The 17,452-nt window shown below is 74.4% G+C and carries 15 protein-coding genes and 1 tRNA gene; 12 read left to right on the plus strand and 4 right to left on the minus strand.

Features of this window, described 5'->3' with window-relative positions; translation table 11 throughout:
- Positions 1 to 8: 8 nt before the first annotated feature.
- Positions 9 to 890 carry a dihydropteroate synthase gene (gene folP, locus ACFQ53_RS02795; RefSeq protein WP_377855009.1) on the minus strand — a complete coding sequence of 294 codons (882 nt, stop codon included), beginning with the start codon at positions 888 to 890 and terminating at the stop codon, positions 9 to 11.
- Between the two features lie 275 nt (positions 891 to 1,165).
- Here folP and ACFQ53_RS02800 point away from each other — a divergent pair, with 275 nt between their 5' ends.
- Together ACFQ53_RS02800 and ACFQ53_RS02805 are read left to right on the plus strand one after the other, a co-directional pair.
- Positions 1,166 to 1,879, plus strand: a complete 714-nt coding sequence (locus tag ACFQ53_RS02800) for an HAD family hydrolase (RefSeq protein WP_377855012.1) — start codon at positions 1,166 to 1,168, stop codon at positions 1,877 to 1,879.
- The gene (locus ACFQ53_RS02805; RefSeq protein WP_377855015.1) at positions 1,876 to 2,400 is read left to right on the plus strand and encodes a GrpB family protein; all 525 of its coding nucleotides are present in this window, start codon (positions 1,876 to 1,878) and stop codon (positions 2,398 to 2,400) included. The genes ACFQ53_RS02800 and ACFQ53_RS02805 overlap by 4 nt, the downstream gene beginning before the upstream one ends.
- A 25-nt stretch (positions 2,401 to 2,425) precedes the next feature.
- Here the strand turns inward: ACFQ53_RS02805 and ACFQ53_RS02810 are convergent, their stop codons facing one another.
- Both ACFQ53_RS02810 and ACFQ53_RS02815 read right to left on the minus strand, forming a co-directional pair.
- Complete coding sequence (locus ACFQ53_RS02810; RefSeq protein WP_377855018.1) at positions 2,426 to 2,713, minus strand: hypothetical protein; 288 nt, start codon at positions 2,711 to 2,713, stop codon at positions 2,426 to 2,428.
- Between the two features lie 30 nt (positions 2,714 to 2,743).
- Positions 2,744 to 4,354, minus strand: coding sequence for a glutamyl-tRNA reductase (locus ACFQ53_RS02815; RefSeq protein WP_377855021.1), 1,611 nt, complete (start codon positions 4,352 to 4,354; stop codon positions 2,744 to 2,746).
- Between the two features lie 143 nt (positions 4,355 to 4,497).
- Between ACFQ53_RS02815 and hemE the strand changes: the two genes are divergently transcribed.
- From hemE to ACFQ53_RS02865, 10 genes are all read left to right on the plus strand, one after another.
- Entirely contained in the window at positions 4,498 to 5,676 is a 1,179-nt protein-coding gene (gene hemE / locus ACFQ53_RS02820; RefSeq protein ID WP_377855022.1) for a uroporphyrinogen decarboxylase, read from the plus strand.
- Positions 5,673 to 7,166 carry a protoporphyrinogen/coproporphyrinogen oxidase gene (locus ACFQ53_RS02825; protein WP_377855024.1) on the plus strand — a complete coding sequence of 498 codons (1,494 nt, stop codon included), beginning with the start codon at positions 5,673 to 5,675 and terminating at the stop codon, positions 7,164 to 7,166. The genes hemE and ACFQ53_RS02825 overlap by 4 nt, the downstream gene beginning before the upstream one ends.
- Positions 7,163 to 7,894, plus strand: coding sequence for a hydrogen peroxide-dependent heme synthase (gene hemQ, locus ACFQ53_RS02830; protein WP_377855027.1), 732 nt, complete (start codon positions 7,163 to 7,165; stop codon positions 7,892 to 7,894). Before ACFQ53_RS02825 ends, hemQ begins: the two co-directional genes overlap by 4 nt.
- 76 nt (positions 7,895 to 7,970) lie before the next feature.
- Positions 7,971 to 9,401 (plus strand): ferrochelatase, encoded by a 1,431-nt coding sequence (locus ACFQ53_RS02835; protein WP_377855030.1) that lies wholly within the window; start codon positions 7,971 to 7,973, stop codon positions 9,399 to 9,401.
- Positions 9,398 to 10,501: a hydroxymethylbilane synthase gene (gene hemC, locus ACFQ53_RS02840; protein WP_377855032.1), complete on the plus strand. Its 1,104-nt coding sequence runs from the start codon at positions 9,398 to 9,400 to the stop codon at positions 10,499 to 10,501. Before ACFQ53_RS02835 ends, hemC begins: the two co-directional genes overlap by 4 nt.
- Positions 10,498 to 11,376: a uroporphyrinogen-III synthase gene (locus ACFQ53_RS02845; protein WP_377855035.1), complete on the plus strand. Its 879-nt coding sequence runs from the start codon at positions 10,498 to 10,500 to the stop codon at positions 11,374 to 11,376. The genes hemC and ACFQ53_RS02845 overlap by 4 nt, the downstream gene beginning before the upstream one ends.
- A gap of 7 nt (positions 11,377 to 11,383) precedes the next feature.
- Positions 11,384 to 12,448, plus strand: a complete 1,065-nt coding sequence (gene hemB, locus ACFQ53_RS02850; protein ID WP_377855038.1) for a porphobilinogen synthase — start codon at positions 11,384 to 11,386, stop codon at positions 12,446 to 12,448.
- Between the two features lie 140 nt (positions 12,449 to 12,588).
- On the plus strand, positions 12,589 to 13,947 hold the full coding sequence (hemL, locus tag ACFQ53_RS02855; RefSeq protein WP_377855041.1) for a glutamate-1-semialdehyde 2,1-aminomutase: 1,359 nt from the start codon (positions 12,589 to 12,591) through the stop codon (positions 13,945 to 13,947).
- A gap of 206 nt (positions 13,948 to 14,153) precedes the next feature.
- Positions 14,154 to 14,230: transfer RNA gene (locus tag ACFQ53_RS02860), tRNA-Met, on the plus strand.
- Positions 14,231 to 14,705: 475 nt separating this feature from the next.
- Positions 14,706 to 15,212: a hypothetical protein gene (locus ACFQ53_RS02865; protein ID WP_377855044.1), complete on the plus strand. Its 507-nt coding sequence runs from the start codon at positions 14,706 to 14,708 to the stop codon at positions 15,210 to 15,212.
- A 93-nt stretch (positions 15,213 to 15,305) separates the two neighbouring features.
- On the opposite strand, the gene ACFQ53_RS02870 is transcribed toward ACFQ53_RS02865, so the two are convergent.
- Positions 15,306 to 17,450, minus strand: a complete 2,145-nt coding sequence (locus tag ACFQ53_RS02870; protein ID WP_377855047.1) for a DUF6020 family protein — start codon at positions 17,448 to 17,450, stop codon at positions 15,306 to 15,308.
- Between the last annotated feature and the right edge of the window lie 2 nt (positions 17,451 to 17,452).

A 17,452-nucleotide genomic window follows, 5' to 3' on the forward strand; every position in this document is an offset into this window, starting at 1 on the left:
CGACCGGCTCAGACGTTGTGCGTCGGATGCATGTTGTGATCGAGGCGCACGGGCTCGCGCAGGCCCAGGATCGCCTCGGTCATGCGCACGGCGTCCACGGTCTCGGCGACGTCATGCATGCGCACGATGCGCGCGCCCTTCAGGATGCACACGGTCATCGCGGCGAGCGAGCCCGCCAGGCGCTCCCCCTGCGGCCGGTCGATCGACTCGCCGATGAAGTCCTTGTTCGAGACCGCGACCAGCAGGGGCAGCCCGATCTGCGTGAGTTCCTCGAGCCGGCGCGTGATCTCCAGGGAGTGGAGCGTGTTCTTGTCGAGGTCGTGCCCGGGGTCCACGATGATCCGCTCGCGCGGGATGCCGGCCGCCTCCGCGCGCGCGACCTGGTCCAGCAGCGCCTCGCGGACCTCGTCGACCACGTCCTCGTAATGCGCGGCGGGCTTCTCCTCGCGGGGCCTGCCGGCGCTGTGGCAGAGGATCACGTGCGCACCGCCGTCGGCGACGACGCGCGCCATCTCCGGGTCGGTGAGGCCGCTGGTGTCGTTGATGACCGCGGCGCCCGCCTCGAGGGCCGCTCGGGCGACGGCGGCGCGGTTCGTGTCGACCGAGACGATCACCTGGGGATGGGCGGCGGTGAGCCGCTCGATCACGGGGACCACGCGCTCGATCTCCTCCTCGACGGAGACCGCGGGGCCCCGTCCGAAGGGCACGCCGCCGATGTCCACCCAGTCGGCGCCGCGCTCGACGGCGCGCACGGCGCTCTCGACCGCCTGGTCGAGGACGAAGGTGCGGCCCTTGTCGTAGAAGGAGTCGGGGGTCCGGTTCACGACGGCCATCACGGCGACGTGGCGAGTGAGGTCCAGGGCGCTCATCCCGCGGTGCTCGGGCTCCATCCGACGTCCTCTCTCCCCGACGGCGTCCCGCCGCCCGCGCTGGTGGCATCCGCACTGGTGACGCATGCTCGGCACGACTCTACGGGGCGTTCCCGACAGCGCGCGGGTCACGGAGCGCGGGCCACGCGGGGCGTGGCGAACACAGGGCACGCAGCGCACGGTCTCCGACGAGGGCGTGCACTTCGCGTAGCAGGAGATGGGGTCACGTGCATATACGAGGGTCACCCGATCTCCTGCTACGTGAAGTATCCGGGGGTGCTCGGTAGTCTCGGCGGATGCTGCTGCTGATCGACCTCGACAACACCCTCATCGACCGCGACGGCGGCTTCGCGCGCTGGGCGAAGGGCTTCGTCGAGGATCTGGGCGGGGGTCGCGAGGACCTGGACTGGCTGCTCGCGGCCGATGCGCACGGATACGCTCCCCGCCGCGTCCTCGCCGACGGACTGAGGGAAAGACTGGGCCTGAGCACCGACCCGGAGGAGCTCGTCGTGCAGCTGGTGCGCGGCCAGCTCCCCTACATCGAGCCCTACTCCGGTGTGGTCGAGGAGCTGCAGAGCCTGCGCGGGGCCGGCATCCCGATCGTGGTGGTGACCAACGGACGCACCGAGCAGCAGTCCCGCAAGCTCGAGCTCACCGGGATCGGCGACCTGGTCGACCACGTCGTGATCTCCGAATCGGTCGGGGTCAAGAAGCCCTCGGCCGGCATCTTCCACGCGGCGCTCGAGCGCCTCGGGCCGGCCGCGGACCCCGGAGCGGTGTGGATGGTCGGCGATCATCCCGACGCCGACATCGCCGGCGGCCGCAACGCGGGGTTCTCGACCGGCTGGGTGCGCCACGGCAGGTCGTGGGACGAGCACGAGTGCGACTGGCGACCCACCGTGCAGGCCGAGACCACCCGCGAGGTGCTCCAGCTCATCGCCGAGGACGCAGGACATGTCGAGCACGCCTCGCGCAGGGAGGACCGTGAAGGCGGCGTGACCCGGAAATGACCTCAGCGGAGCTGCCGGATACCCCGTCGGAGCAGGCTGTCCTGCTCGTCGATCCGAGACCGGAGGACTGGGCACTGCGCTTCGCGCGGATCCGAGACGACGTCCTCGCTGTGCTGTCCGGAGTGCGGATCGAGCACATCGGTTCGACTGCCGTCCCTGGTCTTCCCGCGAAGGATGTCGTCGATGTGATCGTCGGCGTCCCGCAGAGCGCCATCGCCGCTGGGGCGCATCGACTGGAAGGTGCGGGCTGGGACCTCGAAGGAGAGCGCGAGGGGCACTGCTGGCTGAGCCGTCCCACGCGCCGCGCGCGCGACTGCGTCCTCCATCTCGTGGAGCACGGCGGACGGATCTGGACGGAGCGCCTCGACTTCCGGGATCTCCTGCGCCAGGACGCCGATGCTCGAGCCGACTATCTGCGCACGAAGGTCGAGGCAGCCCGATCATCCATCGGGTGGACCGAGTACACCCGCGCCAAGGCCCCGACCGTCGGCAGGCTGCTGAACGAGCATCGGGAGAGCTGAGCGGCCGCCCGCGCCATCACAGGCCTCAGCCCTTCTCGCCGACGCTCTCGATGAGGCGCCACACCTCCGCCTTCGCCTCCTCGGCGCGGGCGGTGCGCGGATCGTCCCCGGGGAGCTCGCGGCGGCAGTCCTTCACGAGCTCCTCGACCTGCAGGGCGGCGTCCTCGGCGCGGCCCTCGCGGGCGCAGGCGATCGCCAGATCGGCGCGCACGTCGATGACGGCGGCGTCGAAGGCGTTCGGGGCGTCGGGGCCGGTCAGCATGGCCGCGAGGCGCGGGTAGAGCTCGGCCGTGGTGGGACTCGGCGTGGTCATCGGGTCCTCCGGTTCAGGGGATGCGACGGGTCAGGAGCGGCCGTGGCCGACCTGCTCGAGGAACGCCTGCTGCTGCGCGGGCGTCAGGGGGCAGGCCGAGGGGTTCTGGCGCACGTTCTCCTGCACGCCCATGCGCGCGAGCTTGGCGAGGGCCTTCATGGTGTCGGCAGTCGGGGCGGGAGACACGGCGCCCTCCCCCGCTGCCGGCCCGTCGGCCGACGACGCGGCGCCCGTCGACCCGGCGCCCGCCGACGCGGGGCCCATCGACGCGGAACCAGCTGACCCGGCGTCGTCCGGTGCGCCCGGCGTCTCGCCCGTCAGCAGGGCGCCCTCGCGCACGGCCTCCGGCGGGACGGTGCGGTCCAGGCGGACCCAGGGGCTCGTGAGGTGGTCGCCCTCGGCGGGGGCGTCGGCCTCTCCGAGGTCGACGCCGAAGATGGTGTGGAAGGCCTGCACGAACTTGTCCGCGTCGCCCTGCTCGGCGAGCTCGCGGGCGCGGGCCGTGGGCGAGTGCATGACCTTGGCGAGGATGCGGCGGATCGACCGCTCGACGTCGTCGGCCTCCTCGCCCTTGCCGCCGCGGCGCAGTCGCGCGACCTCCGCGTCGGTCGCCTCGCCCAGCGAGCGGCGCAGCGCGGCCATCGCAGGGTCCACGCGCCGGTACTCCTGGCGGGCGGTGAACTGGGCGACGCCGTCGGCGATGATCTGCCGGGCCGCCTCGAGCACGGGGGCGGCCTCCTCGTCGATCTCGATGGTGAGGTCGGAGAGGTCGAGCACCTGCACGTCGTTGAGGTGGCGCACCAGGGGGTGCAGGTCGGAGTGCAGGGCGAGGTCTAGGATGAGCGTCGGGCCGACGTCCCGGAAGTGGTCGGGGAACAGGCTCGTGCCGCGGCCGGAGCAGGCGAGCACGAGGTCGGCCTCGCGGATCGCGGTCCCGAGCTGGTCGGCGCGGATGGCCTCGATGCCGTGGCGCTCGGCGAATCCGAGGGCGCGCCCGGAGCCGGAGTGCACGCGCACGCGGCCCGCGCCGCGGCGGGTGAGGTCGGCGACGCCCAGGCGCGCGTAGGCGCCGGTGCCGATGACCAGCACGTCCTTGTCATGCAGCGGTCCGATGAGTCCGACGGCGTGGTCGAGCGCGATCGCGACGCCGGAGCGGCCGGCAGCGCCCACCGGGGTGCGGGAGGCGACCCGCTTGGCGAAGCGGAAGCCGATCTGGAAGAGGTCGTTGAGCTGCGCGGTGGTGTGGCCGGCGCCGCGGGCGGCGTCGAAGGCCGCGCGCACCTGGCCGGCGATCTCCGCCTCGCCGAGGACGACCGAGCGCAGCCCCGCGGTGACCTCGTAGAGGTGCTCGGCGACGGGCGCGCCCATCGCCGTCTCGAAGCACACGGAGACCAGCTCGGCGTCCAGGCCGCTGGTCTCGCTCACGGCCTCGACGACGAGGTCGAGCCCGTCGTGGAAGCGCTGGGTGTCGAGGTAGACCTCGAGGCGGTTGCACGTGGACATGACGACCCAGCCGTCGAGCGGACCGCCGTCGGCGTTGAGATTCTCGATGACCTCGGGGAGGTCGGCCGCATCGCGGGTGAGCACGTCCAGCACCCCGAGATCGAGGTGCTCATGAGTGGCACGGACGGCGGCGAGCATCACTCCATGGTAGGCCCGGGCCGCGGCCGGGCCGGTGAGGTGTTGACCACCCCGGGACCTTCCTCCCGCGGACCGTCCACGGGGTGGGGGCACAATGGCAGGGCACGGCGATCGTGCACGTCAGAGCCACTTTTCACGACAGGATGTCAGATCAGATGAGCCCCGCCCCCGCCGCCCGTCCGGGCACTGCGCAGGCTCCGCAGGCCACCGCGCAGGACACCCCGACCCTGGTGCGTCGGCTGCGCGGAGAAGCCGTCGATCCCGCGAGGCCCGCATCGGTGTGGTTCATGCGCCAGGCCGGTCGCTCGCTCCCGGAGTACCGCGAGGCCCGCGAGGGCACCGGCATGCTCGAGGCCTGCCTCATGCCCGAGCTCGCCGCCGAGATCACCCTCCAGCCCGTGCGCCGCCATCGTGTGGACGCGGGCATCTTCTTCTCCGACATCGTGGTGCCCGCGAAGATCGCCGGCCTCGCCGTCGAGATCGTGCCCGGCCGGGGCCCCGTCTTCGACCACCCGATCCGCACGGTCGCCGACATCGACGCCCTGCCCCCGATCGACGACTCCCTCGAGGAGTCGCTCGAGCCGATCCGCGAGGCCGTGCGCCTGGTGACCGCCGAGCTCGGCGCGACCCCGCTCATCGGCTTCTGCGGCGCCCCCTTCACCGTCGCCTCCTACATGGTCGAGGGCGGCCCGAGCCGCGACCACCTGCGCACCCGCGCCCTCATGCGCGAGGATCCCGCCGCCTGGGACCGCCTCGCGGGCTGGGTCGCGGAGCTCTCGGGGCGCTTCCTGCGCGCCCAGGTCACCGCGGGCGCCCAGGCCGTGCAGCTGTTCGACTCGTGGGTCGGCGCGCTCTCGGCCGAGACCTACCTGGCGCACGTCCAGCGGCATTCGGCGGCCGTGCTCGGCGCCGTCGCCGACCTCGACGTGCCGCGGATCCACTTCGGCGTGGGCGCGAGCCACCTGCTGCGCGAGATGCACGCGGCCGGCGCGACCACGATGGGCGTCGACCACCGCATCGCCCTCGACCAGGCCATCGAGATCCTCGGCGGCGACGTGCCCGTGCAGGGCAACATCGACCCCGCGGTGCTGTTCACCGGGGCCGACGCCCGCTATGCGGAGGCCGACGCGGTCCTCGCCCGCGGCGCCTCCGCGCCCGGCCACGTGGTGAACCTCGGCCACGGAGTCCCGCCCGACACCGATCCCGGCGTCCTCACCGACCTCGTCGCCTACCTCCACGAGCAGTCCTCGGCCGCCCCTGGGCAGTCCTCGACGCACCCGGCCCCGAGCACCTCGAGCACCCGGGAGGCCGACGCGCTGTGAGCACCCGTGTCCTCGTCCTCGGCGGAGGTCTCGCCGGGCTCCTGGCCGCGCGCAGGCATGCGCGCGGCGGGGCCCGCGTCACCCTCGTCGAGCGTCGTGAGGACGTGGGCGGGGCCGTGCGCGGCGTCGACCTGGGCGACCTCGTGGTCAACGCCGGCGCCGAGGCCTACGGCACCGCCTCCGGCGCGGTCGACGCCCTGCTCCGGGACCTCGGCCTCGACGAGCGCGTCGTGAGCCCCCGCGCCGGGCTCGGCTCCCGCGTGGTCTCCGAGGCCGGCGCGCTGGTCTCCCCGCCCGGCGGCCTGCTGGGCATCCCGGGCGGTCCGCTGTCCCGTGAGGTGCGCGCGGCCCTCGGCACGACGGGCGCGCTGCGCGCCTGGGCCGAGCGTCTCCTCCCCGCCTCCTACGGCTTCGCCGAGGGCGTGAGCGTCGCCGAGTACGTCCGGCGCCGCATGGGCGCCCGCGTCGCGGAGCGCCTGGTCGCCCCGATCATCGGCGGCGTGCACTCGGCCGATCCGCACACCCTCGAGCTCGCGAGCGTGCTGCCGCGCCTCGAGGAGACCGTGCGCGAGACCGGCTCCCTCGCCGCGGCCGTGCGCCGCCTGCGTCCGCAGCCCCATGCCTCCGCGGGCACCGCGGTGCGGGCGCTCGACCCGACGATGGCGCTGCTGCCCCGGGCTCTGGCCGACGACCTGCTGTCCCACGGCGGCTCGATGCTCAGCGGCACCCGCGCGGTCGGCGTCCGGCGGGTCGGCGCCGATGCGACCGACCTCCAGCAGGACGGCACCGACGCGGCCTGGCAGGTCCGCCTCGAGGGCGCGCACGCGGGCACTCTCGCCGCCGACCACCTCGTGATCGCGACCGACCCCGGCACCGCCCGCGACCTGCTGCTCGGGAACGGGGCCGACGATCTCGCCGGCGCTGACACCGACGCCGGCACCGACCACACCCTCGCGGAGGTCGCCCGCGCGATCCCGCCGAGCCCCGCCGTCGCGGTCCGCCTCGTGCTGCTGGCGCTCGAGGCCCCGGAGCTCGACTCCTTCCCCTCGGGCACGGGAGCGCTGGTCGCACCCGGCACCCGCGGGATCCGCGCGAAGGGCCTCACCCACGCGAGCGCGAAGTGGGAGCACGTGGAGCGCGCCGCGCGCGAGCGCTTCGGACCGCACGCCCACGTGCTGCGCCTGTCCTACGGCCGCCCCGGCGAGGTGCTGCCCGGGGACGACGCCCTCACCGACGAGCAGGTCACCGACCTCGCCCTCGCCGACGCCTCCGCGATCCTCGGCACCGCGCTCACCCGCGAGCAGCTGCGGGCCGCGCGCACCGTCACCTGGCGGCGCACCATGCGGCAGGCCCGCCCGGGCCACCGCGCCGCCCTCGAAGACCTCGACCGCATCCTCGGCAGCGCTGGGCTGCCGCTGGAGCTGACCGGCGCATGGCGCACCGGGACAGGGCTCGACGCCCTCGTCCGACACGATGGAAGGACATCATGAGCAGCGAAGACACCCACCAGACCCCGTCGGCCGCCTCGACCCCGTCGGCCCCCTCCGGCGGCGAGACGGTCCGGTACACCTCCTACACCGTGTTCACGCGCGTCGAGGCGGCCGACGCCCCGCGCGAGCAGGTCGCAGCGGAGATCGAGAAGGTCGTGGCCGCGATCGAGGCCGAGGGCACCGTGGTGCGCGGCATCTACGACGCCTCGCTGTTCCGCGCCGAGTCCGACCTGATGCTGTGGATCCACGCCGAGACCCCCGAGGCCCTGCAGGACGCCCTGCGCCGCTTCGAGCGCACGCGCGCCGCCGAGGGCCTGGTGCGCTCGTGGTCCGCCGTCGGCGTGCACCGCGAGGCCGAGTTCTCCCGCTCCCACGCCCCGGCCTTCCTCTCCCCCTCACGCACCCCGCAGCAATGGGTCACGGTCTACCCCTTCACCCGCTCCTACGAGTGGTACCTGCTGCCCGACGAGGAGCGCCGCGACATGCTCATCGAGCACGGCACGCTGGGCCGCACCTACCCGCAGGTCCACGCGAACACCGTCGCCGCCTTCGCGCTCGGCGACTGGGAGTGGCTGCTGTCCTTCGAGTCCGACGACCTCCACGATCTCGTCGACATGATGCGCGCCCTGCGCTACACCGGCGCCCGCCTGCACGTGCGCGACGAGCTGCCCTTCCACGTGGGCCGACGCCTGGCCGCCGCCGACGACGTCGCCGCCATCCTCGTCTGATCCCGTCCCGCACCCACCCGATTCCCTTCCGCCCCGGCCGCCCCGCCAGGGCATCGACTGCGACCCGGAGGTCACCATGACCGAGAACCCCGCACGCCTCCCCCAGGACGTCCCCTACGACGCGATCCTGTTCGCCTCCTTCGGCGGGCCGGAGCAGCAGGAGGACGTGGTGCCGTTCCTGCGCAACGTCACCCGCGGACGCGGGATCCCGGACGAGCGGCTCGAGGTCGTCGGCGAGCACTACCGCAAGCTGGGCGGACGCTCCCCCATCAACGACCAGAACCGCGACCTGATCGCCCGATTCGAGCGGGCGCTCGCCGTGGCCGGCATCGACCTCCCGGTCTACTGGGGGAACCGCAACTGGGCGCCGTTCACGAGCGACGTGGTCGGGCGGATCAGCGCCGACGGGCACCGCCGGGTGCTCGCGGTCGCCACCAGCGCCTACTCCTCCTACTCCTCGTGCCGCCAGTACCGCGAGGACTACGCGAAGGCGCTGGTCGCGAACGATCTCGTGGGCGACATGGAGATCCAGAAGATCCGCGCCTACTTCGACCACCCCGGCTTCCTCGAGCCCGTGCGCGACGGCGTGCGCGCGGCGATCACGCAGATGCGCGACGCCGGCCACGACGCCTCCCGCACCCGGGTGCTGTTCTCCACGCACTCGATCCCGCACGTCATGTCCAGCGCCTCCGGACCCGCCGAGAAGGACGCGGCCGACCCGTCGGCGGGCGACGTCGGCGGCTGGTACGTCGCCCAGCACCTGGCCGCGTGCCGCTGGGTGATGGAGCAGCTCGGGGGGGCCGACGGCGCATCGGCCGGCGGCGACCCGACGATCGCCGCGCCCGACTGGGAGCTCGTCTACCAGTCCCGCTCGGGCGCTCCGCACGTGCCGTGGCTCGAGCCCGACATCAACGACCGCCTGCACGAGATCCGCGAGCACGACGAGGCCGACGCGGTGATCGTGGTCCCGATCGGCTTCGTCACCGACCACGTCGAGGTCGTCTGGGACCTGGACACCGAGGCCGCCGAGACCGCCGAGGAGCTCGGCCTGGCGTTCACGCGCGTGGCGACCTCCGGGACCGACGAGCGCTTCGTCGAGGGCCTCGTGGACCTCGTGCGCGAGCACGTCGAGCCCGGGCACAGCCCCCGCGCGGTCACCGACTTCGGCGTCGTCGAGGACACCTGCGGCGCCCTGTGCTGCCTGAACGGATCCGCGCACGCCCGACCCGTCCCCGTCGAGGGCACGCCCCTGGACACGGTCGAGCAGATCGCCCTCGCCATGCGGGCCGACGAGCACATGCGCGCGCTCATCGCCGAGGAGCAGGCCGCCCACGCCGAGCAGCAGGGCGACCCGGGCGACGAGCACGACGCGCGCGGCGCGGGCGACCCGGGCGGCGAGCACGGCTCCGGCAGCACAGACGACTCGCGGAGCGCGGGCAACACGCGCCGCGGGGGCTCGCCGCACGCCCCCGAGCAGTCCCGCCAGGGCTCCGAGGTGCCGGCGTGAGCGCCGAGCAGCCCGACACAGCCCCCGCACGGCCCGATGAGGCCCCCGTGCTGCGCGTCGGCACCCGCGGATCCGATCTCGCGCTCGCCCAGTCCGGCCAGATCGCCGGGCGCGTCGCGGGCGAGGACCGCGTCGAGCTCGTCCGGGTGCGCACGCACGGGGACGTCGACCGCACCAGCCCGCTCGCGCAGATCGGCGGCACCGGCGTGTTCGTCACCGCCGTGCGGGAAGCCCTGCTGGGCGGGGAGGTCGACGCCGTCGTCCACTCCGCCAAGGACCTTCCCACCGCGCCCGTCCCCGGCATCGTGATGGCCTGCGTGCCCGAGCGCGAGGACCCCCGCGACGCCCTCTGCGCCAGGGACGGCCTGACCCTCGAGACGCTCCCGCGGGGCGCGAAGGTCGGCACCGGCTCCCCGCGCCGCGCCGCCCAGCTGCGCCGCGCCCGCCCCGACCTCGAGGTCGTGGGCATCCGCGGGAACGTCGAGACGCGGCTCGCCCGCGCGCTCGGCGAGGACGCGGACCTCGACGCCGTGGTGCTCGCCGCCGCCGGCCTGCTGCGCCTGGGCCGCAGAGAGGTGATCAGCGAGTTCCTGAGCCCCGGCGTGCTGCTGCCCGCGCCCGCCCAGGGCGCGCTGGCCGTCGAGTGCGCCGAGACCTCCGCGGGCGCCTGGTTCGAGCCCGGCATGCGCGCGGCCGACCACGCCCCGACCCGCGCGGCCGTCGCCGCGGAGCGCTCCCTGCTGCGCACCCTCGAGGCCGGCTGCTCGGCGCCCGTCGGCGCCCTCGGCACGGTCTCGGGCGCGGGCTCGGACGGCACCGACGACGCCTCCGAGTGCCCCGTGCTCACCCTGCGCGGCCTCGCGATCTCCGAGGACGGCACCCAGGTCTTCGAGGGCACCCGCAGCACGCCCGTCGACCTCGCCGACCCGGCGGCCCTCGAGGCCGACGCGGTGCGCCTGGGCCAGGACCTCGCCGCCGACCTCCTCGACGCCGGCGCCGCCCGCGTGCTGAGCATCGCAGGGCCGAGCGCTGCAGGGCAGAGCACCGCAGGGCCGGGCACGGCAGGGCCGGGCACCACAGGGGGCGACGCCGCATCGTGAGCAGGGACCGCGTCCTCCTCCCCCGCCCCGAGGGGCGCGGGGACGACCTGACCGATCTCCTCGAGATCGCCGGCTACGACGTGGTGCGCGCGCCCTTCGTCCGCATCGAGCCCGCCCCTGCCGCGGACCTCGCCCCCGCCCTCGACCGCCTCGCCGGCGGCGCCTACGACCTGCTGGTCATCACCAGTCCCGCGACCGTGCGCTCGCTCGTCGCCGTGGGTCTGCGGGTCCCCGCGGGCACCGAGGTCGTCGCCGTCGGCGGTGCGACGGCCCGCGCCCTGCACGAGGCCGGCATCGAGGTCGACCTGGTCGCCGAGGGGTCCGGAGCCGCGCTCGTCGAGGCGGTCCGCCGCCATCGGGACGCCGGGGGCTCGTCGGCCCCGGGCCCAGGCTCGGGCCCGGCCCCGGACCCGGACCCGAGCGCTCCCGCGCCGCGCGTGCTGCTGCCCGCCTCGTCGGCCGCCGCGCCGACCGTGCGCGAGGGCCTCGAGGGCGCCGGCATGCGGGTCGAGCAGATCGACGCCTACCACCCGCAGCACGCGCCCCTGCCCGCGCAGGTCGAGCGCGACCTGCCCGGCGGAGGCTTCGACGCGATCGTGCTGACCAGCTCGATGATCGCCCGCCGCGCCGCCCAGATCGGCGTGCACCCGCGCACCGCCGTCGTCGTCATCGGTCGCCCCACCCAGGAGGCCGCCGTCGACGCCGGACTCCGGGTCGACGCGCGCGCCGAGCACCCCGACGCCCCCTCGCTCGCGCGCGCCGTGCACCTCGCGCTCGCGCCCGAGACCAGCACTCCCCCATCCACCAGCCTCGACAGCCTCACCGGCTCCACGGGCCGGACCAGCCCGACCCGCCCCGCCGCCCCGAAGGAGTGACACCCCGATGACCTCCATCGATCCCGATCAGCGCGTCGCCGACTACCGCGCGCAGCTTCCCGCCCACCTCTCGCCCGCCCGTCGGCCCCGCCGCCTGCGCACCACCGAGGCCATGCGCTCCCTGGTGCGCGAGACCACGCTGCGGCCGTCGGACCTGGTCCTGCCGATGTTCGTGCGCGAGGGGATCGACGCGCCCGTGCCGATCACCTCGATGCCCGGCGTCGTCCAGCACACCGAGGACTCCCTGCTCGAAGCGGCCCGCGAGGCCGCCGACCGGGGCGTCGGCGGGATCATCCTGTTCGGCGTCCCCACGACGAAGGACGCGGTGGGCTCCGCCGCGAGCGACCCCGACTCCTTCGTGAACCGGGCGATCGCCCGCCTCGCCGAGGAGATCGGCGAGGACCTCGTGATCATGGCCGACCTCTGCCTGGACGAGTTCACCGACCACGGCCACTGCGGCGTCCTGGACTCCCGCGGCCGCGTCGACAACGACGCCACCCTGGTGCGCTACCGCGAGATCGCCCTCGCGCAGGCCCGCGCGGGCGTCCACATGATCGGCCCCTCGGGGATGATGGACGGCCAGATCGCCGCGATCCGCGACGCCCTGGACGAGGCCGGCTTCGGCGACGTCTCGATCTTCGCCTACAGCGCGAAGTACTCCTCGGCGTTCTACGGCCCGTTCCGCGAGGCCGTCGACTCCTCGCTCGAGGGCGATCGCCGCACCTACCAGCAGGATCCCGGCAACGGCAGGGAGGCCCGCCTCGAGGTCGAGCTCGACGTCGACGAGGGCGCGGACCTGGTGATGGTCAAGCCCGGCATGCCCTACCTCGACGTGCTCCGCGACATCGCCGACTCCTCCCCCGTGCCCGTGGGCAGCTACCAGATCAGCGGGGAGTACGCGATGATCGAGGCCGCGAGCGCGAACGGCTGGATCGACCGCGACCGCACCATCATGGAATCGCTGCTCGGCTTCAAGCGCGCCGGCGCCTCGATGATCCTCACCTACTGGGCCTCCGAGGTCGCCGGCTGGATCCAGGACGGACTGCCCGCCCACCTGCGCCCGTTCGTCTGAGACCCCGCTCCGCCGCCGGCTCGGGCACCGGCTCGGGCACCGCTCGACGTCCCGGCGCCGCCCGATGTCCCGGCGCCGCCCGATGTCCCGGCGCCGTCCGCACTCCCGACCTTCCGCACTCCCCGAAGGAGACAGCACCCATGACCCTGGACGAGACGACCTCCGAGTCCCTGTTCGACCGCGCCAAGCAGGTGATCCCCGCCGGCGTGAACTCGCCCGTGCGGGCCTTCGGCTCCGTGGGCGGCACCCCGCCGTTCATCGCCTCGGCCTCCGGCGCGCTGCTCACCGACGCCGACGGCCACGAGTACGTCGACCTCGTCGGCTCCTGGGGGCCGATGATCCTGGGCCACGCGAACCCGCGCGTCGTCGACGCCGTGCGCGAGGCCGCCGGCCGCGGACTCTCCTTCGGCGCCCCGCAGACCGGCGAGGTCAGCCTCGTCGAGGAGCTCGTGCGCCGCGTGCGCCCGCTGCAGAAGGTGCGCCTGGTCAACTCCGGCACCGAGGCCACCATGAGCGCGCTGCGCGTGGCCCGCGCCGCCACCGGCCGCGACGTCGTCGTGAAGTTCGCCGGCTGCTACCACGGGCACGTCGACGCCCTCCTCGCCGAGGCCGGCAGCGGCGTCGCCACCTTCGCGATGCCCGGCTCCGCGGGCGTCACCGAGGGCACCGCGCGCGACACGATCGTGCTGCCCTACGGCGACCGCGATGCCGTGACCTCCCTGTTCGCCGAGCGCGGTGGGGAGATCGCCGCGATCATCACCGAGGCCGCGCCCGCGAACATGGGCGTGGTCACCCCGCCGGAGAGCTTCAACGCCTTCCTCGCCCAGACCGCCCACGCCGCCGGCGCGCTGCTGATCACCGACGAGGTGCTCACCGGCTTCCGCGCGAGCGCCGAGGGCTACTACGGCATCGACGGGCCGACGGCCGGCGGGACCCGTGCGGCCGACGGGGCAGGCGCGACTCCTGTCGGAGGCTCGGACTGGGCTCCCGACCTCATGACCTTCGGCAAGGTCATCGGCGGCGGACTCCCGGTGGGCGCCTTCGGGGGCCGCGCCGACCTGATGGATCTGCTCGCGCCGCTGGGGCCCGTCTACCAGGCGGGCACGCTCTCGGGGAACCCGCTCGCCACGGCCGCGGGCCTCGCGACCTTCGCCGGGCTCGACGACGCTGCCTACGCGCAGCTCGCACGCACCTCCTCCACGCTCCAGTCGCTCGTGGCCGACGCCCTCACCACCGCGGGCGTCCCCCACGTCATCCAGACCGCCGGCACCCTGTTCTCTGTGTTCTTCCGCGACCAGCCCGTGACCACCTACGAGGACGCGAAGGACCAGGACACGGCAGCGTTCGGCCGCTTCTTCCACGCACTGCTGGAGGGCGGCGTCTACCTGCCGCCGTCGGCCTTCGAGGCCTGGTTCGTCTCCACCGCGCACGACGAGCAGATCGTCGACCGCATCGCCCAGGCCCTCCCGGCCGCGGCGCGCGCCGCAGCGCAGGGCTGAGCGGGCGGGCCGTCCGGTCGAGAGGGCGGCTGCACTGTGCGTCGCCGTGTGTCCCACGGGTGGCATGGCGCGGGGCTCCCTGCGCACCATGGATTCGCGTCGTCCCCGAAGGACGGCGCGCACGGTCGCCGACGCCAGTCCTGTGCTTCGGTCGCCTCGCCGAGTTCCCTGCGGCCTGCACAGGGAGCCCGGCGTGCAGGCCGTCCCGCTCCGTAGCTCAGCCCGGTAGAGCAGCTCCCCCATAAGGAGCGTGTCGCAGGTTCGAATCCTGCCGGAGTGTCCACCGCCGCCCTGGCTCACCCCCCCCCACACCGAGGCGAGGTGCCGGCCGTGTCGGCCGCCGGGGAAGCCGGACCGACCCCTTGAGTGCTACGCAACGGTCGTTCTGAGCTCCCATAACGACCGTTGCGCAGCACTGTTCGGATCGACACCGGGTACTCAGCACTGCACCGGCCGGCCCCGGCCCCGGCCCCGACGCCCGTTGAGTGCTGCGAAGCGGTCGTTCTGAGCGCCCATAACGACCGTTGCGCAGCACTGTTCGGACCGACGCCCGATCCGCAACACCGTTCGGGCCGACGCCGGGCCGTACCCCTCACCTCCCGGTCACGTGCCCTGGTCCTGCGATGCCCCCCCCGGAGTCGACGTCGGCAGACATGCCATCCCCCCCCGTCCTCCCGTTCCGGGTCCAGCGCGTGACCATCGCCGCGCGGCGCCGCCGTCACCGCTGCTTGCGGAGCCGGCACGCGTAGCCTTCACCGGTGGACATCAACCCGTACGACACCCGCCAGCGGATCCTGCAGGCGCAGGACCAGGTGCAGGTCCAGCGGGAGGTCGCGCCGGACGCGGAGCTCGCCGGGTGTCCCGGCTGCCCGTACTTCTGGACGTGCCCGGTGCCGCATCGCGGTGAGGAGGTGCGTCCGCCCCGGGAGATCCACCTCGAGGACGTCACCGAGGAGATCGGCGAGCGCCGTCCCTTCCGTCCGCACGACGAGTCCGACATCGGTTGGACCGACGTCTGGATCGAGGAGGACGACGGTGCCGCCGACACGGCCGCGCGCCCGGGAGGCGACGACCCGAAGGTCACATCGGAGGACGAGCCGAGCGACGCAGAGCAGTCGAGCGGCGGCAGCTCGCCGACTTCAGCGGGCCCCCCGGACTCCCCGGACTCCGCGAACTCCCCGAACTCCGCGAACTCCGCGAACTCCTCGGACCACGACCCCACGTCGCGTCGCCGCTGGTGGCAGCGTCGTTCGCGGCGAGGCTGAGCCTCCACGCGACCCGCGCAGCGGTGCCGGGTCCAGCAGATCGGCGCGGATGTCAGCGCCCAGGATCAGCGACTCGACGGGAGCGCCGCGGGCTCACCGCCGCGGGGGCTTCCTGTGGAGGCCCTTGGGCGGCGCGAGCGGACGCTGCGGCAGGCTGCGCACCGGTCCGTAGCGGCCCTCCTTCTCGGCCTCGGCGGAGCGCTGGTGCCGACCCTGGGGCCCGCCATCGCGCGGTGAGCTGGTCACGCCGATCCAGCTGAGGTCGTCGGCCCCGCTGTCCGCCCGACCGTCGGCCCTGGCGTCGGCCGAGCCGCCTGCCCTGGAGTCGGCGCCTCTGCCGTTCCTGGCGTCGGCCGCACCGCCCTCGGCATCGGCTCTGCCGTCGTCCCAGCCGTCGCCCCAGCCATCAGCCCAGCCGTCGCCCTGACCCGTCGCCCCGCCACCGGCCGCGCCATCGACTCGGCCAGCCGCCCTGCCGTCGGCGCCCCGGCCAGTCGCCCTGCCGTCGGCGCCCCGGCCAGTCGCCCTGCCGTCGGCGCCCCGGCCCGGCGCGCTGCGCCGCCGGGTGACCCTGCGGATCCTGCGCACCGCGCCGTCGGGCGAGCCGATCTCGACGAGCTCCCTGCTCGCCGACAGCGCGAGCAGCGCGAAGGGGAGGAAGCAGCCGATCACGAGCGCGGCGCCGCCGGAGGCGTCGGCCGGCATGAGGGCGAGCGCCACGGTCAGCACGCCGATCGGCACCGCCCAGAACCAGACGCCGGGGCGGCGCAGGGCGACCGCGATCACGCCCAGCAGCAGCACGGCCACGACGCGCAGGGGCGACTCGACGAGCAGTCGCAGGCCCGGGGTCCCGTCGAGGACCGAGCCGACCGCGCCGGGCGCGCCGTCGTCCGCGGAGCCCGGCAGGTTCTGCCTGCCGTGGGCGAAGGGGTCGAACGTGTCGGCGATCTCCAGCAGGATCCCGTCGGCGGCGAGTCCGGGACGGTTCTGCGCGAGGTGCCACCAGATGCTCGGGAGCTGCTCCGCCTGCGCCGCGCTGACCGTGTCGTTCTCCGCCTCGAGGAGCCTCGCGGGAGCGCCGGGCGCGTAGCGGTCGGGCAGGGCGTCGACGTCGAAGATCTTCCCGAGGGCTTCGGTGTCCTCCGCGGACAGCGCGTCGGGGTCCTCGCTCAGCGCGAGGGCGATGCTCTGCGCCTGCAGCCCGTGCTGGGCGACCGGGTCCTCCGTGCCCAGCATCCCCTGGGAGGCCCCCAGGCGCGTGCCCACCAGGACCACGAGCAGCGGCACGACGAGCGCGACCAGCGCCGCGCGCCAGGCCTCGCGGCCGCGGCGCACGATCACCGCCATCACCAGCATCACGATCACCAGGGGCACGGCGAGCGCGGAGCAGCTGAGCAGGAGCAGGGCGGCGAGAGCCCACTCGAGCACGCGACCGCCTCGGATCTGTTCGCGCGAGTGGACGTGGTCGAGGCCGAGCGCGAGGAACCAGCACAGGGAGGCCGCGCCGTGCGCCGCAGGAGAGAGCGACAGGGACCAGAGCGCGATCGGGACGCCGCCGATCACGAGCACCGCGAGCGCGAGGGCGCAGAGCCCGTCGCTGCGCACCCAGCGCCCGAGCAGCGCCGCCGCCCGGCCGAGGGCCGCGAGCACGACGGCCAGCTGTACCAGGACCAGAACGCCGAGGCCCGCCCCGATGCCCCCGGTGAGGAGACGGCCGATGGCGAGCACGCATTCGAAGGCGACGATCACGAGCGGACTGAGGTGGCCGGACATGCCCTCGCCGCGCAGGGAGCCGGCCTGGAGGTCGCTGTCCGCCCATACGCCGCCCCCGCCGGACACCTCGCCCAGCAGGACGGGTGACCAGATCACGAGCAGCAGCAGGGCGAGGCGCCACCAGCTGCCCAGCAGCCAGCGCGCGGCCCGTGCGATCCGGGAGGGCCGACGGGAGGACCCGGTCGGCTCGCCGGCGCGCTCCTCGGCACGCGCGAGCGTGAACCGCAGGAGTCCGCCGACGACGGTGAGCAGGGCGGCATACATGACCGCGGTGTAGATCAGCAGGCCCACGACGAGCTTCGTGTGCGCGTCGAAGGCACTCAGGAACAGGAGGTGCTCGCCCTGGTCATCGAAGGGATGGCGCGCGATCCAGCCCATCGTCGCGCACACCGTGAGGGCGCAGACCACCAGGATCGGGACGGCGACGGCGCCGAACTTCTGGACACCTCGCAGTGCGCGCTCCACTC

The organism is Brachybacterium sp. NPDC056505 (assembly GCF_042794925.1).
GTDB lineage: Bacteria > Actinomycetota > Actinomycetes > Actinomycetales > Dermabacteraceae > Brachybacterium > Brachybacterium kimchii.

Coding starts and splice junctions, on each gene's coding strand:
- ACFQ53_RS02835 (WP_377855030.1), top strand. CDS start 7,971: ATGACCGAGAACCCCGCACGCCTCCCCCAGGACGTCCCCTACGACGCG.
- ACFQ53_RS02800 (WP_377855012.1), top strand. CDS start 1,166: ATGCTGCTGCTGATCGACCTCGACAACACCCTCATCGACCGCGACGGC.
- hemL (WP_377855041.1), top strand. CDS start 12,589: ATGACCCTGGACGAGACGACCTCCGAGTCCCTGTTCGACCGCGCCAAG.
- ACFQ53_RS02805 (WP_377855015.1), top strand. CDS start 1,876: ATGACCTCAGCGGAGCTGCCGGATACCCCGTCGGAGCAGGCTGTCCTG.
- hemQ (WP_377855027.1), top strand. CDS start 7,163: ATGAGCAGCGAAGACACCCACCAGACCCCGTCGGCCGCCTCGACCCCG.
- ACFQ53_RS02810 (WP_377855018.1), bottom strand. CDS start 2,713: ATGACCACGCCGAGTCCCACCACGGCCGAGCTCTACCCGCGCCTCGCG.
- hemE (WP_377855022.1), top strand. CDS start 4,498: ATGTCAGATCAGATGAGCCCCGCCCCCGCCGCCCGTCCGGGCACTGCG.
- folP (WP_377855009.1), bottom strand. CDS start 890: ATGGAGCCCGAGCACCGCGGGATGAGCGCCCTGGACCTCACTCGCCAC.
- hemB (WP_377855038.1), top strand. CDS start 11,384: ATGACCTCCATCGATCCCGATCAGCGCGTCGCCGACTACCGCGCGCAG.
- ACFQ53_RS02815 (WP_377855021.1), bottom strand. CDS start 4,354: ATGCTCGCCGCCGTCCGTGCCACTCATGAGCACCTCGATCTCGGGGTG.